The 14,023-nt window shown below is 70.0% G+C and carries 14 protein-coding genes; 9 read left to right on the top strand and 5 right to left on the bottom strand.

Features of this window, described 5'->3' with window-relative positions; translation table 11 throughout:
• A complete protein-coding gene (locus tag BST11_RS12830; protein ID WP_083138339.1) occupies positions 1-1,005 on the top strand; it encodes an alpha/beta fold hydrolase in 1,005 nt (334 codons plus the stop codon).
• Here the strand turns inward: BST11_RS12830 and BST11_RS12825 are convergent.
• Positions 992-1,504, bottom strand: a complete 513-nt coding sequence (locus BST11_RS12825) for a GNAT family N-acetyltransferase (RefSeq protein WP_244897635.1) — start codon at positions 1,502-1,504, stop codon at positions 992-994. The genes BST11_RS12830 and BST11_RS12825 overlap by 14 nt on opposite strands.
• 9 nt (positions 1,505-1,513) lie before the next feature.
• Entirely contained in the window at positions 1,514-2,086 is a 573-nt protein-coding gene (locus tag BST11_RS12820) for a TetR/AcrR family transcriptional regulator (protein ID WP_083138338.1), read from the bottom strand.
• Between the two features lie 119 nt (positions 2,087-2,205).
• Here BST11_RS12820 and BST11_RS12815 point away from each other — a divergent pair, with 119 nt between their 5' ends.
• Both BST11_RS12815 and BST11_RS12810 read left to right on the top strand, forming a co-directional pair.
• Positions 2,206-3,222: an aromatic ring-hydroxylating dioxygenase subunit alpha gene (locus tag BST11_RS12815; protein WP_083138337.1), complete on the top strand. Its 1,017-nt coding sequence runs from the start codon at positions 2,206-2,208 to the stop codon at positions 3,220-3,222.
• Positions 3,219-4,301: an NAD(P)H-dependent amine dehydrogenase family protein gene (locus BST11_RS12810; RefSeq protein ID WP_083138336.1), complete on the top strand. Its 1,083-nt coding sequence runs from the start codon at positions 3,219-3,221 to the stop codon at positions 4,299-4,301. The genes BST11_RS12815 and BST11_RS12810 overlap by 4 nt, the downstream gene beginning before the upstream one ends.
• 10 nt (positions 4,302-4,311) lie before the next feature.
• On the opposite strand, the gene BST11_RS12805 is transcribed toward BST11_RS12810, so the two are convergent.
• A complete protein-coding gene (locus BST11_RS12805; RefSeq protein WP_083138335.1) occupies positions 4,312-5,685 on the bottom strand; it encodes an HNH endonuclease signature motif containing protein in 1,374 nt (457 codons plus the stop codon).
• Between the two features lie 117 nt (positions 5,686-5,802).
• Here BST11_RS12805 and BST11_RS12800 point away from each other — a divergent pair, with 117 nt between their 5' ends.
• Positions 5,803-6,171 (top strand): DUF732 domain-containing protein, encoded by a 369-nt coding sequence (locus BST11_RS12800; RefSeq protein ID WP_158086789.1) that lies wholly within the window; start codon positions 5,803-5,805, stop codon positions 6,169-6,171.
• Between the two features lie 66 nt (positions 6,172-6,237).
• On the opposite strand, the gene BST11_RS12795 is transcribed toward BST11_RS12800, so the two are convergent.
• Positions 6,238-6,567 (bottom strand): DUF732 domain-containing protein, encoded by a 330-nt coding sequence (locus BST11_RS12795; protein WP_083138333.1) that lies wholly within the window; start codon positions 6,565-6,567, stop codon positions 6,238-6,240.
• A gap of 140 nt (positions 6,568-6,707) precedes the next feature.
• Here BST11_RS12795 and dapB point away from each other — a divergent pair, with 140 nt between their 5' ends.
• Genes dapB through BST11_RS12780 form a run of 3 tightly spaced genes read left to right on the top strand, consistent with a single transcriptional unit; the run spans position 6,708 to position 8,370 of the window.
• Positions 6,708-7,445 carry a 4-hydroxy-tetrahydrodipicolinate reductase gene (gene dapB / locus BST11_RS12790; protein WP_083138332.1) on the top strand — a complete coding sequence of 246 codons (738 nt, stop codon included), beginning with the start codon at positions 6,708-6,710 and terminating at the stop codon, positions 7,443-7,445.
• 17 nt (positions 7,446-7,462) lie between these two features.
• Complete coding sequence (locus BST11_RS12785; protein ID WP_083138331.1) at positions 7,463-7,918, top strand: tetratricopeptide repeat protein; 456 nt, start codon at positions 7,463-7,465, stop codon at positions 7,916-7,918.
• Positions 7,915-8,370 carry a flavodoxin family protein gene (locus BST11_RS12780; protein WP_067325408.1) on the top strand — a complete coding sequence of 152 codons (456 nt, stop codon included), beginning with the start codon at positions 7,915-7,917 and terminating at the stop codon, positions 8,368-8,370. The genes BST11_RS12785 and BST11_RS12780 overlap by 4 nt, the downstream gene beginning before the upstream one ends.
• A 1-nt stretch (position 8,371) precedes the next feature.
• Here the strand turns inward: BST11_RS12780 and BST11_RS12775 are convergent, their stop codons facing one another.
• Entirely contained in the window at positions 8,372-9,205 is an 834-nt protein-coding gene (locus tag BST11_RS12775; RefSeq protein WP_211284704.1) for a thioesterase family protein, read from the bottom strand.
• 38 nt (positions 9,206-9,243) lie between these two features.
• On the opposite strand from BST11_RS12775, the gene BST11_RS12770 reads away from it, so the two are divergent.
• Both BST11_RS12770 and BST11_RS12765 read left to right on the top strand, forming a co-directional pair.
• The gene (locus tag BST11_RS12770; protein ID WP_211284703.1) at positions 9,244-10,791 is read left to right on the top strand and encodes a class I adenylate-forming enzyme family protein; all 1,548 of its coding nucleotides are present in this window, start codon (positions 9,244-9,246) and stop codon (positions 10,789-10,791) included.
• Entirely contained in the window at positions 10,788-14,021 is a 3,234-nt protein-coding gene (locus BST11_RS12765; protein ID WP_083138329.1) for an acetyl-CoA carboxylase family protein, read from the top strand. The genes BST11_RS12770 and BST11_RS12765 overlap by 4 nt, the downstream gene beginning before the upstream one ends.
• The last annotated feature ends 2 nt before the right edge of the window (positions 14,022-14,023 follow it).

Below are 14,023 nucleotides of genomic sequence, written 5' to 3'. Positions count from 1 at the left end.
ATGCCGGCACCCTTGCGCGTCACCGCCTCCGACGGCGTCACCCTCGCGGTGCACCGGTATACCGAGGTCGACGCCGCGCGCCCGACGATCCTCGCCATTCACGGCTGGCCCGACAACCACCACCTCTGGGACGGGGTGGCCTCGGAATTGGACCGGCACCGGCCCGGTGGCTACAACGTGGTGGCCGGGGCGGCCTACAACGTCGTGGCCGGGGCGGCCTACAACGTGGTGGCCGGGGCGGCCTACAACGTCGTGGCCTACGACGTCCGCGGCGCCGGCGAATCCTCCCGTCCCGCAACGCGATCCGGATACGCGTTCGCCCAACTGATCTCCGACATCGGCGCGGTGATCGACAGCCTGGGCGTCGGGCGGGTGCACCTGCTGGCCCACGACTGGGGCTCGATCCAGGCCTGGGCGGCGGTCACCGACGACTCGGTGATGCCCAAAGTCGCTTCTTTCACCTCGATTTCGGGTCCACACCTGCGCCACGCGGGCGCCTTCCTGCGGTCGGCGCGCACCCCGCGGGCCGTCGGGCAGGTCGTCAGGCAGCTGCTGGGTTCGGCCTACATCGCGTTCTTCCTGTGCCCCGGCGTGCCCGAACTCGTCTTCCGCTCCCGGATCGGCGTGAAAGTCCACGAGGCGCTCGAGCGCATCGGCGCGTCGAGCACGCGCAGCCGGCGCCACGCGCCGCCGCGGTCGATCGCCGACTACGTCAACGGGCTGAGCCTGTACCGCGCGAACATGCCCGGCCCGATGTTGCGGCCCGGACCGCTGCTGCCGCAGACCACCGTCGCCGTCCAGGTCCTGGTGCCGCGCCGCGACGTCTTCGTGACCCCCGCCCTGCAGCGCTTCACCGGTGCGATTCCGCGCGGCGGCAGGGTGATTGAGATCGAGGGCGGCCACTGGGTGGTCACCTCGCGCCCCGACGTCATCGCCCGGCTGACCGCCGAGTGGGTCGACCGCAACGATGGCCGCAACGCGAGCGGACTCGTCACCGGCGGCTGAGCCGGTAGCCGAGGTGGGCCACCCTGATGCCGGGCAGCGGCTCCCAGGTGAGGGTGCGGCCGTCGGCGTGGAAGTGGTTCTTCTCGTAGAAGCGGCGCGCCTTGGCGTTCTGTTCGGCGCACCACAGGATCACGTCACCGGAAGGATGCGCGCCCAGCACCTCGTCGAGCAGGCGGCCGCCGATCCCGCGCCGTTGGCATTCGTCCGCGACGTAGAGCGCGTCGATCTGCAGGTCGGCGGGGACGTCGGCGTCCGGCCCGAAGATGGCCACGCCGAGCGTCCGACCGCCGGATTCCGCGATCCACATGTGCCACCCTGGCCGGCTCAGGTTCTGTGGGTAGACGTCGGCGACCCAGCGTCTCGCCGGCCCGAGCAGGTCGAGGACCGCGGGGATGAGGATCCCGGTCCAGGACCGCCGCCACGCCGGATAGTGCATGTCCGCGACGGCGGCGAAATCGTCGGGCGTGGCTTCCCGGATCGCGACGTCGCTGGCCTGCACGGGTCAAGGCTAAACGGGCCCCTCCAGATAGGCGGCCAGCGCGTTGGTCAGGCCCCGGCGCGCCATGTCGAGGTCGACGTAGGAGCCCAGCTGGCGCTCCGATACCAGCCCGCGCATCGCGCCCGGGATCAGGGCGGCCACCTCGCGGACGCGGTCCGGGTCGACGTCCAGGCCGGCGAAGGCGTTTTGGCAGGTCTCGAGCCAGCTCTTGCCCCAGGAAAACAACTCGGCGGCGGTGCGCGGGTAGAGGCGTTCCAGCTCGCGGGGATCTCGGGGGAGTGCGGCGCGCAGGTTTTCGATCGCGCGGGAATCCGCGGACGCCAGGCCCCGGTAGAGGGTGTCGATGATCGCGCCGACCCGCTCCCGCAGGGGGGCGTCGGGTTGCACCGGCGCCGACAGCGTGGAGAAGACCGCCGCGCGCCGCTCGGCGGTGCGGTGCAGCACGGCGGCCCAGAAGCCGTCGGTGTCGCCGAATTGGTACTGGACCGCGCCCCAGGTGGCCCCGATGTCCTTGGCGATGCGGTTGGCCGACACCGAGCCCGGCTCGCCGGAGGCGAGCGACTTGAGCGCGGCCTCGAGCATGCTCTCGCGCGTCGCATGGCCGCGCCGGTTGGGGCGCCTGCGGGCGACCTGAGCCTCGGGCACCTCCCTAGCCTAGCATTTTCATAGAAGGTACTGTGATTGTGCGAGGAGGGAGCTCGATGGCTAAGCCGCCGTTGTCGATGAAGCCGACCGGATGGTTCCAGGTCGCCTGGTCCGACGAGATCGGCGTCGGCGACGTGCACAAGATGAAGTACTTCGACCAGGAAATGGTCGCCTGGCGCGCCGAGTCCGGCGCGCTCACCGTGATGAACGCCTACTGCGAACACCTCGGCGCGCACCTCGGTTACGGCGGCAAGGTCGTCGGCGAGGTGCTGCAGTGCCCGTTCCACGGGTGGCAGTGGAGCCGCGAGGGCCGCAACATCTGCATCCCGTACCAGGACCGGCCCAACCGCGGCCGGCGCATCCGCACCTACCCCGTGGTGGAGCGCAACGCCTCGGTCTACATCTGGCACGACGTCGCGCGCCGCGAGCCCTTCTTCGACGCGCCCGACGTGTTCGCCTCGTTCGGCGACGGCAGCGGCGCCGGCGACTACTACCCGCAGCAGCGCCTGTACCGGGCGGGCCTGGAGCTGCACCCGCAGTACGTGCTCGAAAACGGCGTGGACTTCGCGCATTTCAAGTACGTGCACAACACCCCGATCGTCCCGGTGTTCACCCGTCACGACTTCGCCGACGCGGTGTCCTTCGTCGACTTCACCATCACGTTCGAGGGCGACGACGGACAGAGGATCGAGGACGTCAACAGCGGCGTGCAGGCGATCAACGGCGGCCTGGGCATCGCGGTGACCAAGAGCTGGGGGATGGTCGACAACCGCACCATCTCCGCGGTCACCCCCGTCGACGACTGCACCTCCGACGTCCGGTTCATGGTCTACATCGGCCGCCCCGAGCTCGAGTCGGGCAAGGATCCGGCGCGGGCCGAGGCGAGGGGGGCCGAATTCGGGCGCGAGGTGATCCGGCAGTTCGAGCAGGACATCGAGATCTGGGGGCACCAGCGCTACTCGGACCCGCCGGCGCTGGCCACCGACGAGTACGCGGGCTTCACCGCAATCCGCAAGTGGGCCAAGCAGTTTTATCCCGAGGCGGTCGCAGCACAGGAAGGCTCAATGCAATGAGTTCAGCACCGATCCGCGTCTTCCAGGTGGCCACCGGAAACGTCGGCAAGGAGATGATCAAGCGGCTCGCCACGCGACCCGACCTGGAACTCGTTGGTGTGCACTGCTATTCGCCGGAGAAGATCGGGCGCGATGCCGGCGAGGTCGCGGGAATCGAACCCAACGGGGTGATGACCACCGGCACCGTCGAGGAGATCATCGCCGCCCGGCCGGACGTGCTCACCTTCCACGGGGTCTTCCCCGACGAGGATCTCTACGTCAAAGTGCTCGAGGCCGGCATCAACGTCGTCACAACGGCTGACTGGATCACCGGGTGGCACCGCGACAAGAACCACCCGCACCCGTCGGGCAAGCCGGTGACCCAACTGCTGGCCGAGGCGTGCGAGAAGGGCGGCGCGACGTTCTACGGCACCGGAATGAACCCAGGCCTCAACCAGATCCTGGGCGTGGTGTGCTCGGCCGACGTCGCCGAGATCGAGAACATCACCACCATCGAGTCCGTCGACGTGTCGTGCCACCACTCCAAGGACACCTGGATCGAGGTGGGCTACGGCCAGCCGGTCGACGACCCGGAAATCCCGTCGAAGCTCGAGAAGTACACCCGGGTGTTCGCCGACAGCGTGCTGATGATGGCCGACTGCTTCGACCTGCCCCTCGACGAGGTCGCGTTCAGCTACGAGCTGGGCGCCTGCACCAAGGACGTCGATTTGGGCTGGTACACGCTGCCCAAGGGCTCGCTCGGCGGCAACTACATCAAGTACCAGGGCATGGTCGACGGGGTTCCGCGCGTCGAGACGCACCTGGAGTGGCAGATGACCCCGCACACCGACCCGAGCTGGAACATCAAGGGCTGCTACATCACCCAGATCAAGGGCGATCCGTGCATCTACAACAAGCACATGATCTTCCCCAAACCCGGCGTCGACCTGTCCAATCCGGACAGCTTCGCCTCCATCGGCATGACCGTCACCGGCATGCCCGCGCTGGCCTCGATCAAGTCGGTGGTGGCGGCGCCGCCGGGGCTCATCACCAGCGCCGACCTGCCGCTGCGCGGGTTCGCCGGGCGGTTCAAGATCTAGGTGCACGGCGTCATCCCGGTTCGTCGTCGTCATCGTCGTCGTCGACGACGCGCTCGGGGTGGTGGTAGTCGTTCGTGCGTCTTTGCCCCCGGTCGAGACCGGGCGGGGGGATCCACTCGGTGCGCCCGTCGGGCAGCTTTCTAGTCCGCCAACCCTTTTCGATCAGCTTGTGGTTGGCCGGGCAGGTGAAGGTGAGCTTGTCGGCGTCGGTCCTGCCCCCGGCGGCCCAGTCGTCGATGTGGTGGACCTCGCACCAGTAGCCGGGCACGTCGCAGCCCGGGTGGGTGCAGCCCCGGTCCTTTGCATAGAGCACTATGCGTTGATCCGGTGACGCGATGCGGCGGGTGCGGCCGAGGTACAGCGGGCGACTCGAGTGTTCGTCGAACACCGCCAGGTAGTGCCAAGCATGGCTGCCCATGCGAATCAGGTCGCGCATCGGAAGCTCGGTCCCACCGCCCGTCACGGCCCGTCCCGCACCCGAGCAAAGCTCCCGCAGCGTGGTCGACACGACCACGGCCACCGGTAATCCGTTGTGCTGGCCCAGCTTAGGATCGCCCAGCTGCCCACGAACCAGGGCGTTGAGCGCGTCGTGTTGGCGCTGGGCGAGCGTGCGTCCATCCCGCGTGGCGGCGGCATCGTCGGGCTGGTCTGTGACGCAGGGTGTTTCGTCGTCCGGGTTGCACATGCCGTGGGCAGCGAACCGCGCGAGCCAGGTGTCGAGGTTGGCGCGCAACTCCGGGGTGGCGACCAGCTTGCCGAGGCTCATGCCGTCGGCCCGCTGGGGGCACCACGTGAAGCCGCGCTGCCGGGCGCGGTCGGCGTCGGAGAACTTGCCGTCGGGGTTGATGAGGACGGCGGCGCGGTTGGCGGCCCTGCGCAGTTGGTCGGGGCGCAGGTCGGCGGCGTGCCCGGCCAGTCGCCGTTCGGCGTGCTCGGCGACGGCGACCGGGGTGTCCCGGGGCAGGTCATGCACGAAGGTCTGGATCACTCGCAGGTGCTCGGCGTCGAGCATCCCGTCTCGCCACGCCACGGCGGTGGCCGGCAGTTCGGGCGGCAGGTGCTGGCCGGTCAGGGTGAGCCGAGGGGACAGCTGATGGGCGTCGCGGATGCGGCGGCGCGCCTCCGTGTAGCTGATGCGCAGCCAGTCGGCCACCACTTGGTGGGCCGGGCCGCCGAGGTCCGCGGGGTCCTCCTGCGCCAAGGCGCCGATGACGTCGTGGCTGAGCGCGATCTGGCGTCGTCGCGCGGTCTCCATTCGCTCCAGCGCGCCCAGCCGAACGCCCGGAGCCAGCGCGCCGAGATCGAGCCCCGCGACCACCGCGACGGCCGCGTCGAGCGCGTCCAATGCGGCGGCCACCTCCGGCGGCTCGGCAATCGAATGCATGTTCGAATTTTATGCGGCGGAAGCCGGGGCCGGCCATCGCAAGACCCGTGGCTGTGGATGAACCGCCAACTGGGGATAAAGCCACCGCGGCCGGGCGAACGGCTACGATGCGGCACCATGAACCGCCGGATCTCGCGCCGGATCTCGCGCCGGATCTCGCGCCGGATTTCGTTGGCGATAGCGGCGCTATCCGTTGGGGCGGCGACCGCCCTCGCGGCGCCGGCGCAGGCCGACGACACCGACACCAACAGCGACACCGCGTTTCTCAACGCGGCCCACGAGCGCGGCATCACCATGGAGCATGGCGATCAGGAGCTGATCGGTTTCGCGCACAACGTCTGCCGCTTGCTGGCCGACGGCTACAGCATGAACGCGCTCGTGGAAAGCGACGAATTGCATGAGACCAACGGCATATCGAACGACGACGTGCAGTTCATGGTCGCCGCGGCCGCCGCGTCATATTGCCCCGAATACGCGGTGCCCTAAAACCCACCCTGAAACCCACCCCAAATCCGGCCCCAAATCCGGCCCCAAATCCGGCCCCAAATCGGGTTAGGCGCCCGGACAAAGATCGACGATTGCGTAGCCGACGAGCGCGTTGGCCTGTTCCGGGGTGAGCCCGTTGGGGCCCAGCGTGGCGTCGGAGTGTTGCAGCGCAAGGCCCACCAGCTCCGCCGGAGAAGCGCCGTAGGTGATCTGATTGCACAATTTCTGGCCCACCTGCAGCAGCCCGTCATCACCGCGGTCGTAGTCGCGGATACCGGCGCTGTGCAGGTGGTTGAGATAGCTGGTGGCGTCGGCCTGAGCCGGGGGCGCCCACGCCGCTCCGGCGATCAAAAGTGGCCCAATTACCGCCACCACGCCCGCAAATCGCGCCGCCATAGCTCATCTCCTCTGGCTTCCGACTGAATTGGAAAGCACGCTATGAATTTTGGCCGCTGTGGTTATCAACAATAGCGCGCCGACCTGTGAAAGAGCTTCCAAATTCGAGACCCGACAACGCCCCGGTCTAGGCTGAAGCTATGCGGGTAGGCGTGTTGGGGGCCAAGGGCAAAGTCGGTTCGACGATGGTGGCGGCGGTGCAGGCCGCCGACGATCTGAGCCTGTCCGCGGAGGTCGACGCCGGCGACCCGCTGAGCCTGCTGACCGACGGCTCCACCGAGGTGGTCATCGACTTCACCCACCCCGACGTCGTGATGGGCAATCTAGAGTTCCTCGTCCGCAACGGAATTCACGCCGTGGTCGGCACGACGGGGTTCACCGAGGAGCGCCTCGAGCGGGTGCAGGCGTGGCTGGCGGATAGCCCCGACACGTCGGTGCTGATCGCGCCGAACTTCGCCATCGGGGCGGTGCTGTCGATGCATTTCGCCAAGCAGGCCGCGCCGTTCTTCGACTCGGCCGAGGTCATCGAGCTGCACCATCCGCGCAAGGCCGACGCGCCGTCGGGCACCGCGGCGCGCACCGCGAAACTGATCGCCGAGGCGCGGAAAGGCATGCCGCCCAACCCCGATGCCACCACCACCAGCCTGGACGGGGCCCGCGGCGCCGACGTGCAGGGCATACCGGTGCACTCGGTGCGGCTGGCCGGGCTGGTCGCCCACCAGGAGATCCTGTTCGGGACCGAGGGGGAGACGCTGACCATCCGCCACGACAGCCTGGACCGCACGTCGTTCGTGCCCGGCGTGCTGCTGGCCGTGCGGCGCGTCAGGGAACGTCCCGGGCTCACGGTCGGCCTTGAACCGCTCCTCGACCTGCAATGAGGGCCAATGAGGGGCCAATGAACGGTATCGTTCGCATCCAGCTGCTGATCGCGTTCCTGTGCCTGGCGATGCTGGTGTACTTCGTGCTGCTGGGCCGCATGGCCGTCGCGATGATCGCCTCGGGGCGGCCCGCCGCCGTGGGTCTGGGCGGGGCACTGTTGGTCATGCCGTTCATCGGCCTTTGGACGATGGTCGCCACCCTGCGGGCCGGGTTCGCCCATCAGAGGCTGGCCCGCCTGATCGCCGACGACGGGCTGGAACTCGACACCAGCGCGCTGCCGCGGCGGCCGTCGGGGCGCATCGAGCGCGACGCCGCAGACGCGCTGTTCGCGACCGTGCGCACCGAGGTGGAGGACGATCCCGACGACTGGCGGCGCTGGTACCGGCTGGCCCGTGCCTACGACTACGCGGGCGATCGACGCCGCGCCCGGGAGGCCATGAAGACCGCGGTCGAACTCCAGGCCGGCCGATGAGCAAGACGCTGCTGATCGTGCACCACACGCCGTCGCCGCACACGCAGGAGATGTTCGAGGCGGTGTTGTCCGGCGCCACCGACCCCGAGATCGAGGGCGTGGAGGTGGTGCGCCGGCCCGCGCTGACCCTGGCGCCGTCCGACGTGCTCGAGGCCGACGGCTACGTGCTGGGCACCCCGGCCAACCTCGGCTACATGAGCGGGGCCCTCAAGCACGCGTTCGACGTCTGCTACTACCCGTGCCTCGACGCCACGCGGGGGCGTCCGTTCGGGCTGTACCTGCACGGCAACCAGGGGACCGAGGGCGCCGAACGGGGCGTCGATGCCATCACCACCGGGCTGGGGTGGACGAAAGCGGCTGAGACCGTGGTGGTTTCGGGCAAGCCCAGCAAGGCCGACCTGGAGGCGTGCTGGGAACTGGGCGCGACGGTAGCCGCTCAGCTGATGGACTGAGCTACTGATAGGCCGGCTTGAACGCATCGGCGGGTTGCGCCAGGGCCAGCGCGGTGCTGGAGCCGATCGGCCCGTGCCGGTCGAAAAGGGTTGCGGTGCCGGTGGCCACGCCCTCGCTGCCGTAGTGACTCTGGGCCGCCAGCCCGAGGAATTCGCCGTCGGGCAGGCGGCTCGCGGTGACGGTGTAGTCGGCGTTGATGTAGCGCAATCCGCCAGTGCCCCAATGGGTGAGCGAACTCGTGACGTCGCCGACGAAGGCCAGGCGCACGAAAGGCGTCAGCGGGAACCCCTGCACCATCGGGCGGAACAGCCTTGTCCACGCGAACTTCTGCGAATGGGCCTGTTCCCACTCGCCGGCCGCGATGCCCGGGGTGCCTTCGGCGGTGGCGCCGTACCCCCAGATGAGGAACGGCATGTCCGCCGGGAAGCCGTCGGAGCGCCGCGGAAGGGGCGGCATTTCCGCCGGGGCGGACCACACCTGACCGTCGGGGTGATCGCCGCGCCGCAAAAACAGCGCACTGGCGCGCGCGACGGTCCGGCCGTGCTGCACGAGCGCGCCGTCGACCAGGCGGATGCGCCGGCCCTCGCGCTGGACCGACGTCGCTATCTGCACCGGCTCGAGCAGGACCGGGCGCAACAGGTCGACGGTCAGGCGCGCCGGCTGAAACTCGGGGTCGATGCCCGATCGCTCTATCCCAAACGCCAGTAGGCCGCCGACGTTCTGTCCGCCCATCGCCGCGCCCCACGGTCCTTGCGTCAGCGTGGTCGGCAAGTAGGAGTCGCCGTCGACAGTGAAGAACGCCTGGGGCATGATGGCGGAATCCTCGATCGTCACCGCTATCACGATAGGACACCGGAAAGTAGGAACCGGGCATGCCTCCAGTGATCGAAATCTCGCGGGACCACAACCCATTCCCAACGACGGGGGTGTCCCGCGACGCCGACGGCATCCCGCGCTACGACGAGCTGCCCGCCACCCTGCTGGACATGCTCGCCGAGCAGGTCGACGCGCGCCCCGACGGCGAGGCGGTGGTCGAGCTGGGCGGTGGCCGGCTGACCTACCGGCAGCTGTGGGACCGCGCGGCGCGGGTCGCCGGCGGGTTGCGCGCGGTCGGCCTGAAACCCGGCGACCGGGTCGCCGTGCGCCATCCCGCGGGCACCGACTGGGTGCTGGCGTTCTGGGGCGCCGTGATGGCCGGCGGCGTTGTTGTGGCGGTCAATACGCGTTCGGCGCGACCGGAGGTCGAGTTCGTCCTGACGGACTCCGATGCGCGGATAGACCTCTCCGCCGACGCGCCGCTGCCCGACGGTCCGCCCTTCGTGACGGAGCAACTCGGCCGCGCGGACACCGCCGCGCTGTTCTACACGTCGGGCACCACCGGCCACCCCAAGGGCGTGCCCACCACCCACGAGGCGTTCCTGACCAACACCGAGAACGCGATCCGGTGCCTCGATCAGCCGCGCGATCTCGGCGAAGCGATGCGCACGCTGATCTCGGTGCCGCTGTTCCACGTGACCGGGTGCAACTCACAGCTTTTGGCCGCCACCCGCCTCGGCGGCGCGTCGGTGATCATGCCCGCACTCAACCTCGACGAGTTGATCGCCACGCTATCCGCAGAGCGCATTTCGGTGATGGTGACCGTTCCCGCGATCTATGCGTTGATGTTGCGGCACAAGGCCTTCGCCGGCGCCGACGTGTCCGGCGTGCGTTGGGTGGGCTACGGCGGCGCACCGATCGCGCCGTCGCTGGTGGCCTCGGTGAAGGAGGCGTTCGCCGGCGCCACCGTGTTCAACGGCTACGGCATGACCGAGTCGGCCTCGCTGATGACCGTCCTGCCGGACCGCGACGCCGTCGAGCACGCCGACTCCGTCGGCTACGCCGTGCCCTCGGTGGACCTCGGTCTGGTCCCTTTCGGTGAGCGGGCCGATGGTGCCGAGCCCGGGGTGGGCGAGCTGGTCACCCGCGGCGCCAATGTCACTGCGGGCTACTGGAATCGGCCCGAGGCGACCGCGGCGACCATCAGGGACGGCTGGTTGCACACCGGCGACGTGGTCCGGGTCGACGACGCGGGGCGGGTGCACATCATCGACCGGCTCAAGGACATCATCAACCGCGGCGGCGAGAACGTGTCCAGCGTCGAGGTCGAGGCGGTGCTGCTGGGGGCGCCCAACGTCGCCGACGCCTGCGTGCTGGCGGTGCCCGACGAGGTCATGGGCGAGAAGGTCGGCGCCGTCCTGGTCGCCGGGGACGCGGAGATCGACGTGCCGGCCGTGCTCGAACACTGCGGCGCCAGGCTGGCCGATTTCAAGGTTCCCCAGTACGTCACCGTGGTGACCGAGGCGTTGCCGCGTAACGCCGGCGGCAAGCTACTCAAGACCAAGCTCCGCGGGCAGGTGCGATGGGGTGACCCGCTACGGTGAGCGCCGCCCTGTTGATCGCCAACCGCGGTGAGATCGCGCTGCGCATCATCCGCACCGCAACCGAATTGGGGATCCGGACGGTGGCGGTATACGCCGAAGATGACGCGGACAGCCCGCACGTGCACGCCGCCGACGAGGCGATCGGCCTGCCGGGCGCCGGACCGGGCGCCTACCTCGACCACGCCGAGGTGTTGGCGGCGGCCAAGAAGTCCGGTGCCGAGCTGATCCACCCGGGCTACGGGTTCCTGGCCGAGAACGCCGAATTCGCCCGCGCCTGCGCCGCGGCCGGCTACACCTTCGTCGGCCCGGATCCCGGCGTGCTCGAGCTGGTCGGCAACAAGTCGTCGGCCCGCGCCGCCGCGACGGCCGCCGGTGTCCCGGTGCTGCCGGCGACCGAGGGGCCGAGCAGCGTCGAGGACGTCAAGGCGTTCCTCGCCCGCCGGGGCGGCGCCGTCATGATCAAGGCGCTCGCCGGCGGCGGCGGCCGGGGAATGCGCAAGGTGCGCGACGCCGACGAGGTCGACGCCGCCTACCGCCACTGCGCCGCGGAGGCGCGACTCGGGTTCGGCGATCCCGCGCTGTTCGCCGAGGCGGTCCTCGACGCCGCGCGGCACATCGAGGTCCAGGTGGTGGGCGCGCCGGCCGGGCATCAGACGCATGCCCTGGCCCTCGGCGACCGCGACTGCAGCATCCAGCGGCGCTACCAGAAGCTGATTGAAGTCGCCCCGGCACAAGGGCTTTCGGACGCGCTGCGCCGCGCTCTGCACCAGGCCGCGGCGCGGCTGTGCGCCAAGGTCGGGCTGCGCGGGCTGGCCACGGTCGAGTTCCTGGTCGCCGGCGACGAGTTCGCGTTCCTCGAGATCAACCCGCGCATCCAGGTCGAACACACCGTCACCGAGGAAACCACCGGCGTGGACCTGGTGGCCGTCCAGCTGGCCATCGCCGGCGGCGCGTCGTACTACGCGCTGGGCCTTCCGGCCGGGATCGCTTCGGACGGAACCGAAGTCATCGGTGAGCCGGCCGCGCGTCGGGGCATCGCGATCCAGGCCCGTGTCAACATGGAGACCTTGGCCGCCGACGGCTCGGTGGCGCCCGCGGCGGGCACTGTGACGGTGTTCTCGCCGCCGGGCGGTCCCGGTGTCCGCGTCGACACCTACGGCCGGCCGGGCCTGATCACCAGCCCGCGCTACGACTCGCTGCTGGCCAAGGTCGTCACCCACGTGCGCGCGCCGTCGTGGGCCGCGGCGGTGCGCAAGGCGCGCACCGCTCTGGGCGAATTCGCCATCGAGGGCGTCGCCACCAACATCGGGATTCTGCGAGAGCTGCTGGGCGACGGTCAGATCGGGTCGGGCCCGGTCACGACGGACTTCCTGGACGGGAAGCTTCCCGAGCTGGCGGCCGCGGCGCTGGCGCACCAGCACGACGTGCGCGTGGCCCCGGTGGAGCTGTACCCCGGCGAGGAGGCGCTGCGCGCACAACTGGCCGGCACCGTGGTCGAGGTCGCCGCCGAGGGCGCCGAGGTCGCCGCCGGCGGGCAGCTGGTCGTCCTCGAGGCGATGAAAATGCAGCACGTGCTCACCGCCCCCGACGCGCTGCGCACGGTCCGCAGGCTCGTGGCGCCGGGCCAGGTCGTCGGAACCGGCGATCCGCTGCTGGTGTTCACCCGCACCGACGCCGGCGCCGAGGGCGAATCACCCTCGGCCGCAGTGGATCTCGATCGACCGCGCGCCGACCTCGACGAGGTCGCCCACCGCCACCTGCTCACCCTCGACGGGGGTCGGCAGGCGGCCGTCACCAAGCGGCACGCGCAGGGGCGGCGCACCGCCCGGGAGAACATCGCCGACCTGGTCGACCCGGGCAGCTTCGTCGAATACGGCGCGCTGGCCATCGCCGCCCAGCGCAGCCGGCGCTCCGAGGAGGACCTGATCGCCAACACCCCCGCCGACGGCCTGGTCGCCGGCCTGGCCACGATCGGCGCGGAGCGTTTCGGGCGGGCCGCGGCCGAGGCGGTCGTCGCGTCCTACGACTACACCGTGCTGGCCGGCACGCAGGGCATGCGCAACCACGCCAAGACCGACCGCGTCTTCGAGCTGGCGGGCCGAAAACGCCTGCCGGTGGTGCTGTTTGCCGAGGGTGGCGGGGGCAGGCCCGGCGACACCGACGTCGGGGGCGTGGCCGGGCTGGACGTGCCGACCTTCCGGATGCTGGCGGGCCTGAACGGCCGGGTCCCGCTGGTTTCGATCGTCTCGGGCCGCTGCTTCGCCGGCAACGCGGCCCTGGCCGGGGTCTGCGACGTGATCATCGCGACCCCGGACGCCAACATCGGGATGGGCGGGCCGGCCATGATCGAGGGCGGCGGTCTGGGCGTGTACCCGCCGGAGGCGATCGGCCCGATCGACGTGCAGCGGCACAACGGTGTGGTGAGCCTGGTCGCCCGCGACGAGGCGCACGCGGTCGCGCTGGCCAAGCAGTACCTGTCGTATTTCCAGGGCAGCGTGGACCACTGGGACGTGCCCGATCCGCGGCTGATTCGACATGTGGTGCCCGAGAACCGATTACGGGCGTACGACGTGCGCAAGGCGATCGACTCGATCGTCGACGTCGGATCCGTCCTCGAGCTGCGGCCCGACTACGGCGTCGGGATCGTCACCGCGCTGGTGCGCGTCGAGGGGACGGCATACGGCCTGATCGCCAACAGCACCCACCACCTCGGTGGCGCGATCGACGCGGAGGCCGCCGACAAGGCGGGCGACTTCCTCGCCCTGTGCGAGTCGTTTCGGCTGCCGGTGATCTCGCTGTGCGACACCCCCGGATTCATGGTCGGGCCGGACGCGGAGAAGGAGGCCGCCGTCCGTCGCTTCGGCCGGATGTTCGTGCTCGGCGCGAAATTGACTGTGCCGCTGGGGATGATCATCCTGCGCAAAGGCTACGGGCTGGGTGCGATGGCGATGGCCGGCGGCTCGTTTCGGGCGCCGCAATTCACAGTGGCGTGGCCGACCGGGGAGATCGGCGGCATGGGACTGGAAGGAGCCGTGCGCCTCGGGTTCAGCAAAGAGCTTGCGGCCGAGGCGGATCCGGTCGAGCGCGACAAGCTGTTCGACAAGCTCGTCGCGGCGGCTTACGAGCACGGCAAGGCGCTACGCGCGGCCACCACGTTCGAGCTCGACGACGTCATCGACCCCGCCGACTCCCGGGCCTGGATTTCCAGGCTCCCGGGGGGCTCGGGGTGAAC

The sequence above is a fragment of the Mycobacterium alsense genome (assembly GCF_002086635.1).
Classification (GTDB): Bacteria; Actinomycetota; Actinomycetes; order Mycobacteriales; family Mycobacteriaceae; genus Mycobacterium; species Mycobacterium alsense.
This window is presented reverse-complemented; position numbering and strand designations above follow the sequence as displayed.

Bases quoted from the DNA above. Each gene is read 5' to 3' on its own strand.
- BST11_RS12830 (WP_083138339.1), top strand. From the start codon at position 1: ATGCCGGCACCCTTGCGCGTCACCGCCTCCGACGGCGTCACCCTCGCG.
- BST11_RS12820 (WP_083138338.1), bottom strand. From the start codon at position 2,086: ATGCTCGAGGCCGCGCTCAAGTCGCTCGCCTCCGGCGAGCCGGGCTCG.
- BST11_RS12815 (WP_083138337.1), top strand. From the start codon at position 2,206: ATGGCTAAGCCGCCGTTGTCGATGAAGCCGACCGGATGGTTCCAGGTC.
- BST11_RS12810 (WP_083138336.1), top strand. From the start codon at position 3,219: ATGAGTTCAGCACCGATCCGCGTCTTCCAGGTGGCCACCGGAAACGTC.
- BST11_RS12805 (WP_083138335.1), bottom strand. From the start codon at position 5,685: ATGCATTCGATTGCCGAGCCGCCGGAGGTGGCCGCCGCATTGGACGCG.
- BST11_RS12800 (WP_158086789.1), top strand. From the start codon at position 5,803: ATGAACCGCCGGATCTCGCGCCGGATCTCGCGCCGGATCTCGCGCCGG.
- BST11_RS12795 (WP_083138333.1), bottom strand. From the start codon at position 6,567: ATGGCGGCGCGATTTGCGGGCGTGGTGGCGGTAATTGGGCCACTTTTG.
- dapB (WP_083138332.1), top strand. From the start codon at position 6,708: ATGCGGGTAGGCGTGTTGGGGGCCAAGGGCAAAGTCGGTTCGACGATG.
- BST11_RS12785 (WP_083138331.1), top strand. From the start codon at position 7,463: ATGAACGGTATCGTTCGCATCCAGCTGCTGATCGCGTTCCTGTGCCTG.
- BST11_RS12780 (WP_067325408.1), top strand. From the start codon at position 7,915: ATGAGCAAGACGCTGCTGATCGTGCACCACACGCCGTCGCCGCACACG.
- BST11_RS12770 (WP_211284703.1), top strand. From the start codon at position 9,244: ATGCCTCCAGTGATCGAAATCTCGCGGGACCACAACCCATTCCCAACG.